At 32.9% G+C, this 14,832-nt stretch carries 12 protein-coding genes and 1 tRNA gene; 8 read left to right on the top strand and 5 right to left on the bottom strand.

The genetic code is table 11. The annotated features are described in order from the left end of the window. The first annotated feature begins 26 nt into the window (after positions 1-26). The 5 genes from lolA1 to PQ463_RS00070 all read left to right on the top strand — a co-directional run bounded on the left by lolA1 (position 27) and on the right by PQ463_RS00070 (position 3,887). A complete protein-coding gene (lolA1, locus tag PQ463_RS00090) occupies positions 27-653 on the top strand; it encodes an outer membrane lipoprotein periplasmic chaperone LolA1 (protein ID WP_462676712.1) in 627 nt (208 codons plus the stop codon). An 8-nt stretch (positions 654-661) separates the two neighbouring features. Further along, complete coding sequence (locus PQ463_RS00085; protein WP_111377766.1) at positions 662-2,116, top strand: LptF/LptG family permease; 1,455 nt, start codon at positions 662-664, stop codon at positions 2,114-2,116. A gap of 2 nt (positions 2,117-2,118) precedes the next feature. Next, positions 2,119-3,252 carry a 3,4-dihydroxy-2-butanone-4-phosphate synthase gene (gene ribB, locus PQ463_RS00080; protein ID WP_274255739.1) on the top strand — a complete coding sequence of 378 codons (1,134 nt, stop codon included), beginning with the start codon at positions 2,119-2,121 and terminating at the stop codon, positions 3,250-3,252. 1 nt (position 3,253) lies between these two features. Next, positions 3,254-3,652: an acyl-CoA thioesterase gene (locus tag PQ463_RS00075; protein WP_274255738.1), complete on the top strand. Its 399-nt coding sequence runs from the start codon at positions 3,254-3,256 to the stop codon at positions 3,650-3,652. Positions 3,653-3,802: 150 nt separating this feature from the next. Next, positions 3,803-3,887: transfer RNA gene (locus PQ463_RS00070), tRNA-Ser, on the top strand. Positions 3,888-3,989: 102 nt separating this feature from the next. Here the strand turns inward: PQ463_RS00070 and PQ463_RS00065 are convergent. The 5 genes from PQ463_RS00065 to PQ463_RS00045 all read right to left on the bottom strand — a co-directional run bounded on the left by PQ463_RS00065 (position 3,990) and on the right by PQ463_RS00045 (position 7,352). Then, complete coding sequence (locus PQ463_RS00065; protein ID WP_274255737.1) at positions 3,990-4,349, bottom strand: putative quinol monooxygenase; 360 nt, start codon at positions 4,347-4,349, stop codon at positions 3,990-3,992. A gap of 6 nt (positions 4,350-4,355) precedes the next feature. After that, complete coding sequence (locus PQ463_RS00060; protein ID WP_274255736.1) at positions 4,356-5,351, bottom strand: VOC family protein; 996 nt, start codon at positions 5,349-5,351, stop codon at positions 4,356-4,358. A 29-nt stretch (positions 5,352-5,380) separates the two neighbouring features. After that, a complete protein-coding gene (locus tag PQ463_RS00055) occupies positions 5,381-6,238 on the bottom strand; it encodes an SDR family NAD(P)-dependent oxidoreductase (protein WP_274255735.1) in 858 nt (285 codons plus the stop codon). A gap of 164 nt (positions 6,239-6,402) precedes the next feature. After that, entirely contained in the window at positions 6,403-6,981 is a 579-nt protein-coding gene (locus PQ463_RS00050; RefSeq protein WP_274255734.1) for a Crp/Fnr family transcriptional regulator, read from the bottom strand. 173 nt (positions 6,982-7,154) lie between these two features. Then, positions 7,155-7,352 carry a YqaE/Pmp3 family membrane protein gene (locus tag PQ463_RS00045; protein ID WP_274257997.1) on the bottom strand — a complete coding sequence of 66 codons (198 nt, stop codon included), beginning with the start codon at positions 7,350-7,352 and terminating at the stop codon, positions 7,155-7,157. A gap of 534 nt (positions 7,353-7,886) precedes the next feature. Between PQ463_RS00045 and PQ463_RS00040 the strand changes: the two genes are divergently transcribed. From PQ463_RS00040 to PQ463_RS00030, 3 genes are read left to right on the top strand one after another with little or no spacing between them, the layout of a single operon-like run. Further along, complete coding sequence (locus PQ463_RS00040; protein ID WP_274255733.1) at positions 7,887-8,234, top strand: hypothetical protein; 348 nt, start codon at positions 7,887-7,889, stop codon at positions 8,232-8,234. Further along, positions 8,231-8,836, top strand: coding sequence for a hypothetical protein (locus tag PQ463_RS00035; protein ID WP_274255732.1), 606 nt, complete (start codon positions 8,231-8,233; stop codon positions 8,834-8,836). Before PQ463_RS00040 ends, PQ463_RS00035 begins: the two co-directional genes overlap by 4 nt. Further along, entirely contained in the window at positions 8,833-14,805 is a 5,973-nt protein-coding gene (locus PQ463_RS00030) for a PKD-like domain-containing protein (protein ID WP_274255731.1), read from the top strand. Before PQ463_RS00035 ends, PQ463_RS00030 begins: the two co-directional genes overlap by 4 nt. Positions 14,806-14,832: the final 27 nt, after the last annotated feature.

The following is a 14,832-nucleotide window of genomic DNA, read 5'->3' as shown; positions in this document are numbered from 1 at the left end:
CAAACATGACTAAAAAGTGCTTCCAAATGGCAATTATTTTGCTTTTGAGCTTCACTTCTATTCAAGCTCAAGATAAAAAAGCGAAAGATTTATTGAACGAAGTAACTTCTAAAATAAAAAGCTACGACAATATTGTTATCGATTTTAAATATTCTTTGAATAATGCCAAAGAAAACATCAATCAAGACAGTAAAGGAAACGTAACAATGAAAGGAAACCAGTACGTTTTGAATTTTATGGGCGTTACCAAAATTTTTGACGGTCAAAAAACATACACTATTGTTCCTGAAGATGAAGAAGTTACTATTTCTAAAGTAAACGAGAAAGATGATAATGCAATCACTCCTTCTAAAATGCTTACTTTCTTCAATTCTGGTTACAAATACAACATGGACATTGTTCAGAATGTAAAAGGAAGAAAAATTCAATATATCAAATTAGTTCCAACTAGCGGAAAAGACCAAAGAAAAGAAATTTTGTTAGGTGTTGACGTTCAGACTAAACACATCTATAATTTGATTGAAACTGGAAAAAACGGAACAAAAACAACTTTAACCGTTAATTCTTTTAAAACCAATCAGCCATTATCAAAAAATCAATTTACCTTTGTAGCGAGTAAATACCCGAAATACTACATCAATAAATTAGATTAATCAGAAGGTTGAAAATTCTAGACAAATACTTATTAAAAACATTCTTACTTACATTTACCACGGTATTTGTAATCTTATTTTTCATATTCATACTGCAAACAGTATGGCTATTTATTTCAGAACTAGCAGGTAAAGATCTCGACTTAATATTAGTCGTGAAATTCCTGCTTTTTTCTATGCCACGAATTATTCCGTTGGTTTTACCACTTTCAGTTTTATTAGCATCTATTATGACTTTCGGAAATTTGGCCGAAAATTATGAATTCGCAGCTATGAAATCTTCAGGAATCTCCTTGCAAAGAGCAATGCGAGTCTTGATTATTTTTATTTTCGTTTTAAGTATTGTTGCCTTTTGGTTTGCCAATAATGTTATTCCGTATGCCGAATATAAATTTGTCAACTTTAGAAAAAACATTGCTCAAGCTAAGCCAGCTATGGCTATTGCTGAAGGTCAGTTTAACGATGTCGGAACTTACAACATTAAAGTAAACAAAAAAACTGGCGAAAACGGAAATCACCTAACCGGTGTAACTATTCACGAGAAAGCGAATAATATGGGTGAAAATAAAACCGTTATTAAAGCTAAAACAGGTGAATTAGTTAGTAATGAAAAATCTAGCATTTTAAAGTTAGTTTTAAATGACGGTTATTACTACCAGGACGTTACTCCTAAAAAATATGAAGATCGCGCGAAAATGCCTTTTATAAAAGGAAAATTTAAAACGCAAATTATCAATATCGATTTATCTGAACTTAACAAAGTTGACGACAGCAAAGAAAACATTGCAGGAACAAATGGAATGTTGAATGTTAATGAACTTCGTTATACTTTAGATTCATTGAACAAAAATTTAGACAACGAAATTGTTTCTTTTTCTGAAAATATCAATCAGCGAGTGGGGATTAAAAGATTTCCCGGAAATACTCAAAAAAACATCAAAAAGAAACCGCTTCCAAATGATGTTTTGTCTATTTACTCTAACAAAGACAAAGTTGATATTTTAAAAATGGCGGGAAGCAATATTACCAGCAACATTTATTCCATAGAAACGACGCAGAAAGATTTAAAAGACAAGGAACGAGAAATTAACAAACACTATAATGCATTATACGAGAAATTCGTTATTGCTTTTGCTTGTTTCTTAATGTTCTTTATCGGAGCTCCGCTTGGCGCTATTATTAGAAAAGGAGGACTAGGACTTCCTATTGTATTTGCCGTTTTAATTTTCATTACTTTCCATTTCATCAATACGTTCGGAAAAAGGTTATCTCAAGAAGGCGGTATGACTCCGTTTATGGGATCATGGATGTCATCTTTTGTCCTCTCTCCGCTAGCAGTTTTATTAACCTATCGCGCTACAAACGATAACGGATTAATTAATTTTGATGCAATTACAACCCCAATTTCACAACTAATTCAGAAAATCTCTGAGCGGTTTTTATCTGCTCAAAAGCAAAAATAATTATGTCAACAACAAAAATACAACTGAATACCATTGAAGAAGCTATTGAAGATATTCGTCAAGGTAAAGTAATCATTGTAGTCGATGACGAAGATCGTGAAAATGAAGGTGATTTTTTGGCTGCTGCCGAAAAAGTAACTCCAGAAATGATCAACTTTATGGCTACTCATGGACGTGGTTTAATTTGTACGCCACTTACAGAAAGCCGATGCAAGGAATTAGATCTTCGCGCGATGGTTACCAACAATACAGATCATATGGAAACCGCTTTTACTGTTTCTGTTGATTTAAAAGGTCAAGGAGTTACAACTGGAATTTCTGCCGCTGATAGATCAAAAACAGTTCAGTCATTAGTTGATCCAAATACAAAACCTCACGATTTAGCTCGTCCTGGTCATATTTTCCCTTTAATTGCTAAACAAGGCGGTGTCTTAAGAAGAACAGGGCATACTGAAGCAGCAATTGATTTTGCGCGTCTTGCAGGATTTAAACCTGCTGGTGTAATCTGCGAAATCTTAAACGACGACGGAACTATGTCGCGTTTGCCAGAATTAGTTAAAGTGGCTAAGAAATTCAATCTGAAATTAGTTTCTATTGAAGACTTAGTCGCTTACAGAATGCAGCACGATAGCTTAATCGTTAAAAAAGAAGATTTTGATATCGAAACTCGTTTTGGAACTTTCCGTTTAAGAGCTTACGAACAAACTACAAACAAACAAATTCATATTGCTTTAACCAAAGGAACTTGGAATCTTGGCGAACCAATTTTGACAAGAATTCACTCTTCTCAGGTAAATAATGATTTATTAGGCACATTGACTAACAATGCAGAACAGCAGCTAGACGATATGTTTAAAGTAATTAATGAAAACGGAAAAGGTGCTGTTATTTTTATCAATCAAGATATGACGGCTGTTAATCTTTTAAACAGAATTTCTGAGCTAAAATCGTTACAAGCTAACGGAACTTTAAAAGCTCCGAAAGTCATTATTGACAGCAAAGATTACGGTATCGGAGCACAAATTCTTCATGATATAGATATTTCTAAAATCAGATTGGTTTCGAATACAGAGCAAACAAAACGAGTGGGTATGATTGGATACGGACTTGAAATTACAGAATACGTTAATTACTAATATGGGAACAGTAGAAGAAAGAATCCAAAAATCAGAAACTCGTATTTTTAAAGCCGTTTTTCCTAGCACAACAAATCATTATGACACTTTATTTGGAGGAACAGCACTTCATTTAATGGACGAAGTTGCTTTTATCTGCGCTACACGTTTCAGCCGTAAAAAAGTAGTTACGATTTCGACAGGTCAAATTGATTTCAAAAAAGCAATTCCTGCGGGAACTTTAATAGAATTAGTAGCAAAAGTGGATAGCGTTGGAAGAACCAGCTGTAAAATTCATGTCGATATTTTTATGGAACAAATGTATACAGAACTTCGCGAAACTGTAGTTTCAGGAACTTTTTCGTTTGTTGCAGTCGACGAACATAAAAAACCAACACCAATTTTAGACCATTTAGATTAATTTTTCAAAAAAACCACTTTCGGAAATACTGATAATTAGACACTTGAAAATTATCTTAAAAAACTTCAAAAAAAAGTTCGAAAAAAATTTTTATAACCGAAAAACCGTCTTATATTTGCACCCGCAATCAGGCTCTGATGGCGACATACTGGAGAAATGGCAGAGCGGTCGAATGCGGCAGTCTTGAAAACTGTTGACTGTAACAGGTCCGGGGGTTCGAATCCCTCTTTCTCCGCTGAAATTTGAAACCCTTAACTTTTGTTAAGGGTTTCGTCATTTTTAGAGATATCCAAAAAACTCTCTGGCTATTTTAATATTTAATGACATTCTATGATGATCAAACTTTCCCTCTTGGATCGTCAATATGCATTTTTTTAACCTCATAACGTACTCCTTCTCTATCTAGTATCCTTACATTTTTAACCACTGTACTCAAAGCAGTTAAAAATATTTCAGAAGTTTCATGTCTTTCGTATGCTTCTTCATCTCTCCAGCCTTCTAAAAGATGAAAAGTGCTTTCATCTGTCAAATCCTGAGAAAAAGCATAATAAATACAGCCTTCTAATTTATTGGCAGCAATCATATCGGGTATAACAGCATCTATAAAAATCTGTCTATCCTCCGGATGAACTCTATAGTAAGCACTTACAGTTATTGCTGTCGTCTTTGTTTTATCATGATGATTAGAACTTCCCATTTCCTTTTATTTTTTATTATCTACAAATACATACAACTTAACCACTTTTCCATTTTCAAAAACGAAAAGATCCATACCAGTAACAGCATCTGGTTTTTCTGCAGAGCCATGCTGCCAATAAAGCCTTGCCGTATTATGATTTACATCAATTGCTTTGATGCGTGAAAATCTCGAATTTTTATTTTTATTATGAAGATCCTCTATAAATCCATTTATTTCTTTATAACCAACAGCTACAAAATGACTGTCTACCATTTCAATATTTTCATTGTAGACTTTTTTCATTAAGTCTTCACGTTTTTTAATTTCTTTTTCATTCCATATTAAAAGATGCGAGTCAACTAAAGATTTAATTTCAGATTCAGAAATTGAGGTATCAATCTGCTTTTTAGGAGACCAGAGAATTTTGGCAGGTTTATTCTTCTCGTATCCTTTTCCGTTTGGATAAGAAACTAATTCCATTTTTGATCCCCATGGCGTTTCAAAGTAAACCCATGATTCCCCAGCCGTATCACCAGAAGGCGTTGTAAAAGGTTCTCCTAAAACTTTAACTCCTTTATTTTTCAAATACTGCACAGCTGCATTAATATCCTCTACATAAAAAGCAATATGTGACGCTCCAATATCATCAGTATTTGGATGATTCAAACTTCCTTTGCTATCTGCGTATTCAAACACTTCAATGCTGGCCCCATTTCCCGCATTTATCATTTTTATAGTAACAGCGCCTGTTGCAGGATTAATATGATTCATTTTTTTCCATTCTAAATCTAGCGGAATTGGCCCTAACTGTGTTACAGGTGTAAAACCAAGTACATCGTTAAAAAATGCAACTGCTTTACTCAAGTCTGGGACATTGATTCCGACATGATCAATCCCAACAATTCCTGCAGTATTTTGCGCCACTGTTTTTTCTGAAGCAGAAAAGAGTATTAATAAATTAAGCATTGCTGCAGCTGAAGTCTGTACTTTTTTGTTTGATTTTTTATGATTTGTTTTCATGATTATTGTAAATGTATTTTGTGAATAAATTAATTAGTATAAGCTGCTACCCATTTTGCTTTAATATTGGCACGAGCTTCAATAAATTCTTTATCTGTTCCTTGAGCAATGGCATCTAGCGGAAAACGAAGAGGTCTTTCCCCTTTTTTCATGCTGACCAATTCTAGAATACCATTAGCAATAGTTTGCGGATTCATATCAAATTGAGCCATTTTACCAAATAATGCTGTTCCTAAAGCATTAAATTTTTCGGTGGCAGCATCCCCATATTCTTCAATAATTTCTGTTTTGTCTGCATGAATACCAGCTTTAGAACCATTATTCATTTCTGTAGGATAAACTCCTGGCTGAATACTTACGTTTTCAATTCCATAATCCGCCAATTCATCTTGAAGTCCTTCTGTAAAACTTTCTACTACAAGTTTTGAAGCGATGTAAGGAACCATAAAAGGAAGCGTGTGTCCGCTTGCTCCTGTTGTAATATTAATTACAAGTCCGTTTTTTTCTTTTCTCATTGAAGGGAGCACTGCCTGATACATACGAAGCACACTGTATACGTTGACATCAAACATTTTACGAACTTGATCAATAGAATAGCCTTCTAGTAAACCAAAACCGCTTACAGCTGCATTATTGACAAGAACATCAATTTTACCGTATTTAGAGATTACTTTTTCGATAGCTTTATTTACTGATACATCATCAGTAACATCAATATCTACTACTTCAATATTTTCGATCGCTCCTAGTTCTTTAGCTGCTGCGGCATTTTTATCTTTTGTATTACGCATTCCGGCAATAACTGAGTGACCTGCGTTAGCTAATGTTAAAGCTGTAAGTTTTCCAAAACCTGTACTTGTTCCTGTAATAAAAATTGTTTTTGACATGATTTCTAATATTTAAATGTTTATAATGTTTGTTTCTTTTGAACATTACAAAGTTGCGACGAATGCAAAACCTGCACATTGATTAGAAATAAGTAAAAACTTGATATAGATCAAGAGTTCAAATAAGACATAAAAAAAGGAGCTTCTTAAGCTCCTTATATAATTTATTTTTTTGCGGTCTGTTTACGAATACGACTTAATGTTTCTGGTGTCATTCCCAGATATGAAGCGATCATTACCTGAGGAATTCGCGAAGCAAAGCCTGGATATTTCTTTATAAAATTTAAGTATTTTTCTTCAGCAGTTAAAGTCAGCGAAGCTTGTATTCTATTTTGGGCAGCAATAAAACTTCTTTGCAGAATAGTATTAACCATGTTATTAAAAGCAGGGATTTCTCTACACAGCAATTCAAAATTTTCATGAGTAAAAAGAACAAGCGCTGTATCTTCAATAGCATCGATATTAAATCGTGACGGTTGCTGCATCATTAAACTCTCTCTATCACCTGTCCACCAATTTTCAATACTAAAGCTATTTACATGCTCACCGCCTTTATCGTCAACCGTGTATGTTCTTACACAGCCTTGAGTAATAAAAGCATCGTACTTCCAGACATCTCCTTCCTGCAATAGATATTGTCTTTTTCGAAGTTTTTTGATAATGGCAAAAGATTGTATACGTTCTGATTCAGCCGGGGTAAATTCAGCTTTTTCTTCGATATATTTTTGGAATATTTCATACATAATATGTAAAATTATGTAAAAACATCTAAAGAACAAATTTTATCCTTTTCAATAAAATGTCTTCAAGAAAGTGGTACATTTTTTAATTATGAATTCCATAAAATCAAAGACTCCTTTATTTATTTTCAATTCTAGATTTTTCACATTTGCGCATATTGTGAGCATATAAACAATTATCTATTTCGCATTGCTTTTATTAATTTTTCATTACGTCTGTCAGCTCTTGAATCCTGAAGAGATATGACCGCCCATATTGCAGCAGGCATCCAGCCGATTAAAGTTAACTGCAAAATCAAGCAAAGTAAAGACGTCAAAATTTTGCCTCTTAAAAGAAAAGAGATACATGGGAAAAATATTGCTATAAGTGTCATCATTTTTACATTGGCTATTAGTAATATGTCGTAAATCTTCTAATTTGTTACTCAACATATCATCACAAACTAAAAATTATCTGAATCTCAAAAAAAAAAAAAAAAAAAAAAAAAAAAACAATTCATTTTCAGCTACTTACAATCTATTTTTATTTTTTTTAGTAAAAATTGCACTTGAATGAGGAAAGCCGTAAGGAATTTCAAATTAATAAATATATTTTTGACCACGTTTAACAAAATACATTATATTAACATAATATAAAAAATAAAACAAACAAATACTCGCCTTTTAACAAAATAAAATCAAGATTTAACATAAAAAACAACTATAAGCACAGTAATTAAGTACATTTTAGAATAAATAGATTTTTATTAAAAAATTAACCAATTAATTCAGTGAAAAAAAAATACGAGTTATTATTTATAACAATCTTTGTCTTGTTAATTACTATATTAACAGTATTTACATCGTTAAATTTTACTAAAAATAAAATTACATGCATAGATAATATTAAAATTTTCAACAATTTTAATATGGCTAATGAGCTAAAGATTACAGAAGAAAAAAATTTTAATACCCTAAAATTTAATCTTGGCTCTTTATACTCAAAACTACGATCTTCTGGCTTACCTAATCTTGACAAAAAAGGTCTTAAAACTCTATTTATTGCTAAAAAAGAAGAGCTTAATCAATTCCACACTTCTTTTGGCTCTATACAATCTTCTAAAATATGGACTAGAATAAAAAGTTGTTCTTCAGAATTTTCAAAAGAAAACGAATGCCAACTTTTAATGGGCTCAGTAAATAAGACAAAAAATTTATTTACTGCTAAAAATATTGATGTAAAAAGCAATTTGATTACTTATAACCAAAAAGTATGAAGGACTTAAATAAAATTATTTTTGTCATAGTATTTTTTGTTTTCACATCTTGTAACAAGGATAATTCTATTACAAAGTCTGACGATTCAGAAATTAGAGATCGTTATTTCAACCTTGAAAAAATAGGCTGGAAATCTCGTATTTATACCCAAAAAGTCGAAGACATCGGATTTACAGCCATCGAAGTGCCTATTCAGTACTATTTACTCAAAAATATTGGAACTGATAGTCTTAGAACGGTAGATTCTCTTTATGAAAAGAACAAAAGAGAACGTGTTTTAGAATTTACTTTCCAACAAGAAGAAGAAAAAGATCTACTTTCTAAAGATTTTACAAGCATGGAATACACTGATGCCGTAAAATATATGTCTTTTGGTCTTGATAAAGATTTTTACGCTGTAACTTCAAAAAAAGATACTATTCCTTGCTCGGGCGTTAGCTACGAACGCAGTTACAAAATTGCTCCCTATCAAAAAGTTATGCTGTTTTTTTCAGGAATAGACCCAAACGAAAAAATACAGCTCGTATATAACGATTTCCTTTTTAGAAAAGGCACTCTCAAATTTAAATTTAAAGATACCTATACCCAAATAGCCTTATGATCAAGCAAAAAAAAGTTAGTAAATTTAAAAAAATTGTAGCCATCTACTTAGCTATGATGATTCTTTTGGAAACTTTCCAACCTATGCAAATTTATGCATTGACAAGTGGTCCAACGCAACCAGAATTTAATGCTTTTACTCCTATAGGAACTTCTGATATGGTTAATCTATCTACAGGAGATTTTAATTACAATATTCCAATTATGGATGTTGGCGGTTACCCATTAAACCTAGCCTATAATTCGGGTGCAACTATGGATCAGGAATCATCATGGGTTGGGCTTGGATGGAATTTAAATGTAGGAGAAATTTCTAGACAAGTTCGTGGTTTACCAGACGATTTTAGAGGTGATAAAATGATTTATGAAAATAACCTTAGAGATGTTGTTACTGTAGGAACAAATTTTAATGTTTCAGGTGCCTTTTTTGGTGTAGACATTCCTATAGAACTTGGTCTAGGCGTACAATATAATAATTATGAAGGGGTTACCTTTAAACCTTCTGTTGGTGTTACATATTCTTTATTTGATACCGCAGATGTTGGTTTCAAACTAACTGGTTCAACTGGCGAGGGAGCTACTTTAAAACCATCTGTGGGAATTTCAAGCAAAGTTTCTGAAAAAGGAAGATTTTCCTCAACCTTAGGTGTTGGTTTTGGTGTAGACTTAAATAATAGAAAAGGACTAGAAAATATAAGTGCATCTATTTCATCTAAAAGATTCGAAAAAACACTTGTTGCAGGAGGGGCTGACGTTACTAACCAAATTGGAGGAGGCTCCGTAAAAGGCAGTATCTCTTTAAACAACACCAATAATTATACTCCAACAAAAAGGGTGGCATACGATAACATAAATGGTATGTTTAATGCTTCCTTAGGATCTGAACTTTTTGGAGGTGAATTACAAGGGCGTATTACTGCATTTGGAGCCATTCAAAAAATCAATTCTAAATATAAAAATAGATCTGTTGGGGCTTATGGATATGAAAATAGTCAATACAAAAATGATACTGAAGGAGTATTAGATTTCAATCGAGAAAAAGAACAGGGAAATATTAACAAAAATACTACTTCATTACCTGTAACCAACTACACTTACGACGTTTACAATATTGAAGGTCAAGGAGTTTCTGGAATGTTTCGTCCTTTTAAATCTCAAACTACATATGTATATAATGATAAAGTGAGTGATAATGGTTCTGCAACAACACTAGGAGCTGAAATAGGCGGTGGAAATTTAGTCCATGTGGGAGTAAATTTTAGCCAAACACCTTCTTCTACAGAAATAGGAAAATGGAATCGAAAAAATAATGCTATAAATGCCTTTACAGAGAGAGCTACCGATAAGAATGATCCTCTATACGAATCAACAACTTTCAAACTAGTTGGCGAACTTGATGTAGATAATGAACTAGATACTCTTTACAATAAAAAAATGCTGGGCAGCAGGCCATTGAGATTGAAAATTGGCGGTGGCAGTTTTAATCGAAACTTAGAGTCTGTTTATATGGCGAAACCAATCTCTAAATTAGATAATAAGTATGAAGCATTACCAGTGATATCTCCGATTAAAAGAAGCGGGAGATTACTTCGTAATCAGTCAATCCTAAAAATAACAAATAAAGAAGCTGACGATAAATTTATTTTTAAAAATAATACTGCTAAATCTCACCATACTGTAGGAATGAAAGTTCTAAAAGCTGATGGAACTACTTATATGTATGGAAAAGCTGTTTACAATAGCACAAAAGTAGAAGCTACTTTTGATGTTTCTGGCAGGACCGATGGAAACAATTATACAGGATTAATTAGTTACCAAACTCCATTAAGCAAAAATGGCAATAATAATAGTGATGAGTATGTAAGTAAAACCACTACTCCAGCTTATGCCCACTCTTACTTGATTACAAGTGTGCTTTCACCAGATTATCAAGACATAAACAATGATGGACCATCTGATAATGATTTGGGAACTTACACCAAATTTGATTATACAAAAATTGGTGATACACATTACACAGAAAAATTTAAATGGCGAGTTCCTTACGATAGAAATACAGCTTCTTACAATGAAGGGCTAAAAACAAGTAAAAAAGATCAAAGAGGAAATTACCTTTATGGAGAAAAAGAGGTTACTTATCTAAAAAAAATAGAAACAAAAACTCACGTTGCGTTTATAGATCTAGAGAAAAGAAAAGATGCAATGGGAGTTCAAGACGAACAAGGAGGGCGCGGCACTGACGCAATGAGTTGCATCAAATCGATACGTTTATTTTCTAAATCAGAATTATCTGCAGCAAATATAACATTAGAAACTGCAGCTAATGTTGAAAATGCAATTAGCGTAAAACCAATCAAAACAGCTCATTTTGAATATGATTATTCTCTTTGTCCAAATTTACCCTCAAGCAGCAATACCGATGCAAACTTAAATAAAGGGAAATTAACTTTAAAAAAATTATACTTTACCTATAGATCTTCAAATATGGGAAAATATACTCCCTACAAATTTGATTATTCAGAAGTAAACCCTAAATACAATTTTAAAGCATCTGATATATGGGGAAATTATAAAGAAAATATAGAAAATGCACCTTTAACTCCTGCTGAATTTCCTTTTGTTGAACAAGATAACACTTCAGCTAATAAGAATACAAGCGCTTGGCAATTACAAAAAATAACATTGCCATCTGGTGGAGAGTTAAAAATACAAACCGAAAGTGATGACTATAAATATGTGCAAAACAAAAAGGCAATGCAAATGTTTAAAGTTGTTGGTTCAGGGATAACTCTTACACCAAATCCTTCAAATATAAGCAATAGATTACTATACAACTTCTACAATGGCACAAGGAAACATCACAAGTATATTTATGTAAATGTTCCTGATGTTAATTTAACTGCTAACGAATTTAAACAAAAGTACTTATCTGAAAATATTGATAAACCTATATATTTTAAGTTTTTATTGAACATGAGTTATAATAAAGTTACACAATCTCCTAACAGAGATTTTGTAAGCGGCTATTTTGAAATTGACCAAAACAACTTAGCCGATATGACAGTAAACGACCATATTGTTGCTATTCCTTTAAAATATCTAAAACTTGACGGTATTTCTAGCGATAAAAACCGTGAAGTAAACCCTATTGCAAAAGCAGGATGGGGATTTGGACGGACATATTTAAACCGTGCCGTTTACGGTCAATCTGACGAAGATTCTAATAAAAATTTTGAAACAATAGCCAGAGATCTTGTAAAAAGCATTGAATCTATGGCACAAGTTTTTAAAAGTCCTAATGGAATATTAGAAACTAAAAACTGTGCTCAAGAGTTTGAACCTAATTCATCGTGGATTCGTCTAGAAAATCCTAATGGAAAAAAATTAGGAGGCGGATTAAGAGTTTCTAAAATAGAATTAAGTGATCAGTGGGATGTAATGAATGCTATTGAAACAAATCCAATCTATAACGAAAAGTATGGACAGCAATATTCATATATGCTAGAGGATGGCACTTCTTCGAGCGGTGTGGCAACTTTTGAACCAAATGCTTCTTCAGAAAATCCATTTGTAGAGCCTTTTTATGGTAATACTGGAAATTATGCTGATAGAATTGCCGCTCCAAAAGAACTTAATTATGTTGAAAAACCTTTTGGAGAAAGTTTCTTTCCTTCAGCCAAAGTAACTTATTCAAGAGTTACAGTATCTAATTTAGAGAAACATGATAATGGAAATAAAGTAATAAAAAAACATGCTACAGGAAAAGTAATTACAGAGTTTTATACAACAAAAGACTTTCCTACTCTAGTTGATTATACGGATTTGAACATTCTACCAGATCCAACTGCCGATCCTATTTTACAAACACTTGATATAAAATCTATAAATCATCTAGCCGCATCCCAAGGATTTTCTATCGAAACAAATGATATGGATGGAAAAATAAAATCTGAAAATGTTTTTGGTGAAGGCCAGACAAAACCTATTTCTAAAGTTGAATATAAATATAATGTAGACAAAGATGGGAAATTAGATAGCAACCTAGCGACAATTGACTCTAAAGGAAAAACCACAATACAGCAATTAGGGGTAAATTATGATTTGATAAACGATTTCAATGAAAGTTTTTCAACTTCAAAAACTTTTGGTGCAGATGGTAATTTAGCTTCATTTCTTGTTGCCATATTTCCATGTTTTGTTCCTACCATTTTGCCAAGATTTGCATACCATGAATCTGTATTAAGAACCTCAACCACAACAAAAGTCGTTCATAAAACTGGTATTTTAATTGAAAAAATTGCATATGATTTAGGATCAAAAGTTTCTACAAAAAATCTTGCTTGGGACGCAAAAACTGGACAAGTCATACTAACTAAAACTATCAATGAATTTGATGACAATTATTACAATTTCAATTATCCTGCCTATTGGGGTTATGAAAATATGGGATTAGCTTCTGATAATTTAGGTTTAGAAGGAGATCTAACAAGTGATGGGGCTTATTTTGATTTAAAAGATTACACTTCTCCTGATATTTCAAAATATTTTAAAATTGGCGATGAATTAGTTTTTAATGACACCAAACTATGGGTTCTAGGATATAAATCAACTACTGATAAATCAAGAATTCAGCTGATGAATCGTGATGGAAATATAGTTGACGCCGCAAATAAACCATCAGACTTACATTTCAAAATAATGCGATCAGGAAACAGAAACCTTCAGATGGCCTCAATGGCTTCTGTTACCTCAATGACTAATCCGATTGAAAACAATCAAAATATTACTAATGCTACTTTTGGTTATAAGAGTGAAAGCAATCCTGGCAAAAAAGTGCTTAACGCAAGTGCAATTGAATACAGCGACGATTGGAAATCGCAATGCGAAAATGGCTTACCAAGCGAAGCTGGATTAATTACTGCTACGGGTATAAAAATAAATCCTTATTTATATAACACGAAAGGTAATTGGAGAGCTGTAAAATCTTATGCTTATTTAACTGGAAGAAATAATCACGTTACTACTAATAGAAGAAACACTGGTTATTTTGCTTCATTCAATCCTTTTTATCAGTTAAGCTCAGGAACTTGGCATAAAGATGTTACCAATTGGACATTTGCAAGCGAAGTTACTAAATACAGTCCATATGGAACTGAATTAGAAAATAAAGATGCACTGGAAAGATATTCTTCAGCACAATATGGATACAATTACACACTGCCTGTAGCTGTGGTGTCAAATGCAAAATATGGAGAGATTGGTTTTGATGGTTTTGAAGATTATGGAATTCCAAATCCGCAACTAGACGCCTTATTAAATCCGCATTTTGGATTTTCGCAAGCTGTAAATACTAATGTAAAAGTATCTAAAACAGTATCTCATACTGGAAACAATAGTATTGCTATTAGTCCAGGACAAAAAGCATCATTTGTTAGGAAAATAAACGGCTGCAAAGTTGCTACAACACCTCCATGTCAAGCTAATGCAATAGCAACTCCTCCATCCCGAACAATAGAATCAGGGCAAACTACTAATATATCGCTTTCACCTGCCACTCAAGGAACGACTCTTACTTATAGCTGGACAGTACAGCAAAATGGAGTTTCGGGAGCTACAGCGGGAAGCGGAAATTCAATTAACCAAACATTAACCAATACCAGTGGGTCTAGTGGCACAGTAACTTATACGATAACACCAAAATCTGGCACTTGTACGGGCGCACCAATAACTGTTGTTGTAACAGTGAATAAGGCAATAGAAATACCCCAAACCACAACCTTTTACTATAAAGCTCAATGGGAATGTGGTGACACAATACATGACCCTGAAGTAAACTGTTGGGTAGATTACAAAGATGCGTATGGCAATACTCAAAGAGCAATGGTTGGCTGTCAAGAACCTGCATGTGTAGCTATTGATGCGCAAAGCATTATTTCTGCAAACTATGCTAACCAATGTACGCCAGACTAAAAAACAACTGTTACATCTATTATTTGA

Origin of the sequence: Flavobacterium sp. KACC 22763 (assembly GCF_028736155.1) — a bacterium.
GTDB lineage: Bacteria > Bacteroidota > Bacteroidia > Flavobacteriales > Flavobacteriaceae > Flavobacterium.
Note: the sequence above shows the minus strand (reverse complement) of the source record. Positions and strands in the feature narration are given on the sequence as shown.

Coding starts and splice junctions, on each gene's coding strand:
- PQ463_RS00045 (WP_274257997.1), bottom strand. CDS start 7,352: ATGACACTTATAGCAATATTTTTCCCATGTATCTCTTTTCTTTTAAGA.
- PQ463_RS00030 (WP_274255731.1), top strand. CDS start 8,833: ATGATCAAGCAAAAAAAAGTTAGTAAATTTAAAAAAATTGTAGCCATC.
- PQ463_RS00075 (WP_274255738.1), top strand. CDS start 3,254: ATGGGAACAGTAGAAGAAAGAATCCAAAAATCAGAAACTCGTATTTTT.
- PQ463_RS00065 (WP_274255737.1), bottom strand. CDS start 4,349: ATGGGAAGTTCTAATCATCATGATAAAACAAAGACGACAGCAATAACT.
- PQ463_RS00050 (WP_274255734.1), bottom strand. CDS start 6,981: ATGTATGAAATATTCCAAAAATATATCGAAGAAAAAGCTGAATTTACC.
- PQ463_RS00040 (WP_274255733.1), top strand. CDS start 7,887: ATGGCTAATGAGCTAAAGATTACAGAAGAAAAAAATTTTAATACCCTA.
- ribB (WP_274255739.1), top strand. CDS start 2,119: ATGTCAACAACAAAAATACAACTGAATACCATTGAAGAAGCTATTGAA.
- lolA1 (WP_462676712.1), top strand. CDS start 27: ATGGCAATTATTTTGCTTTTGAGCTTCACTTCTATTCAAGCTCAAGAT.
- PQ463_RS00060 (WP_274255736.1), bottom strand. CDS start 5,351: ATGAAAACAAATCATAAAAAATCAAACAAAAAAGTACAGACTTCAGCT.
- PQ463_RS00035 (WP_274255732.1), top strand. CDS start 8,231: ATGAAGGACTTAAATAAAATTATTTTTGTCATAGTATTTTTTGTTTTC.
- PQ463_RS00055 (WP_274255735.1), bottom strand. CDS start 6,238: ATGTCAAAAACAATTTTTATTACAGGAACAAGTACAGGTTTTGGAAAA.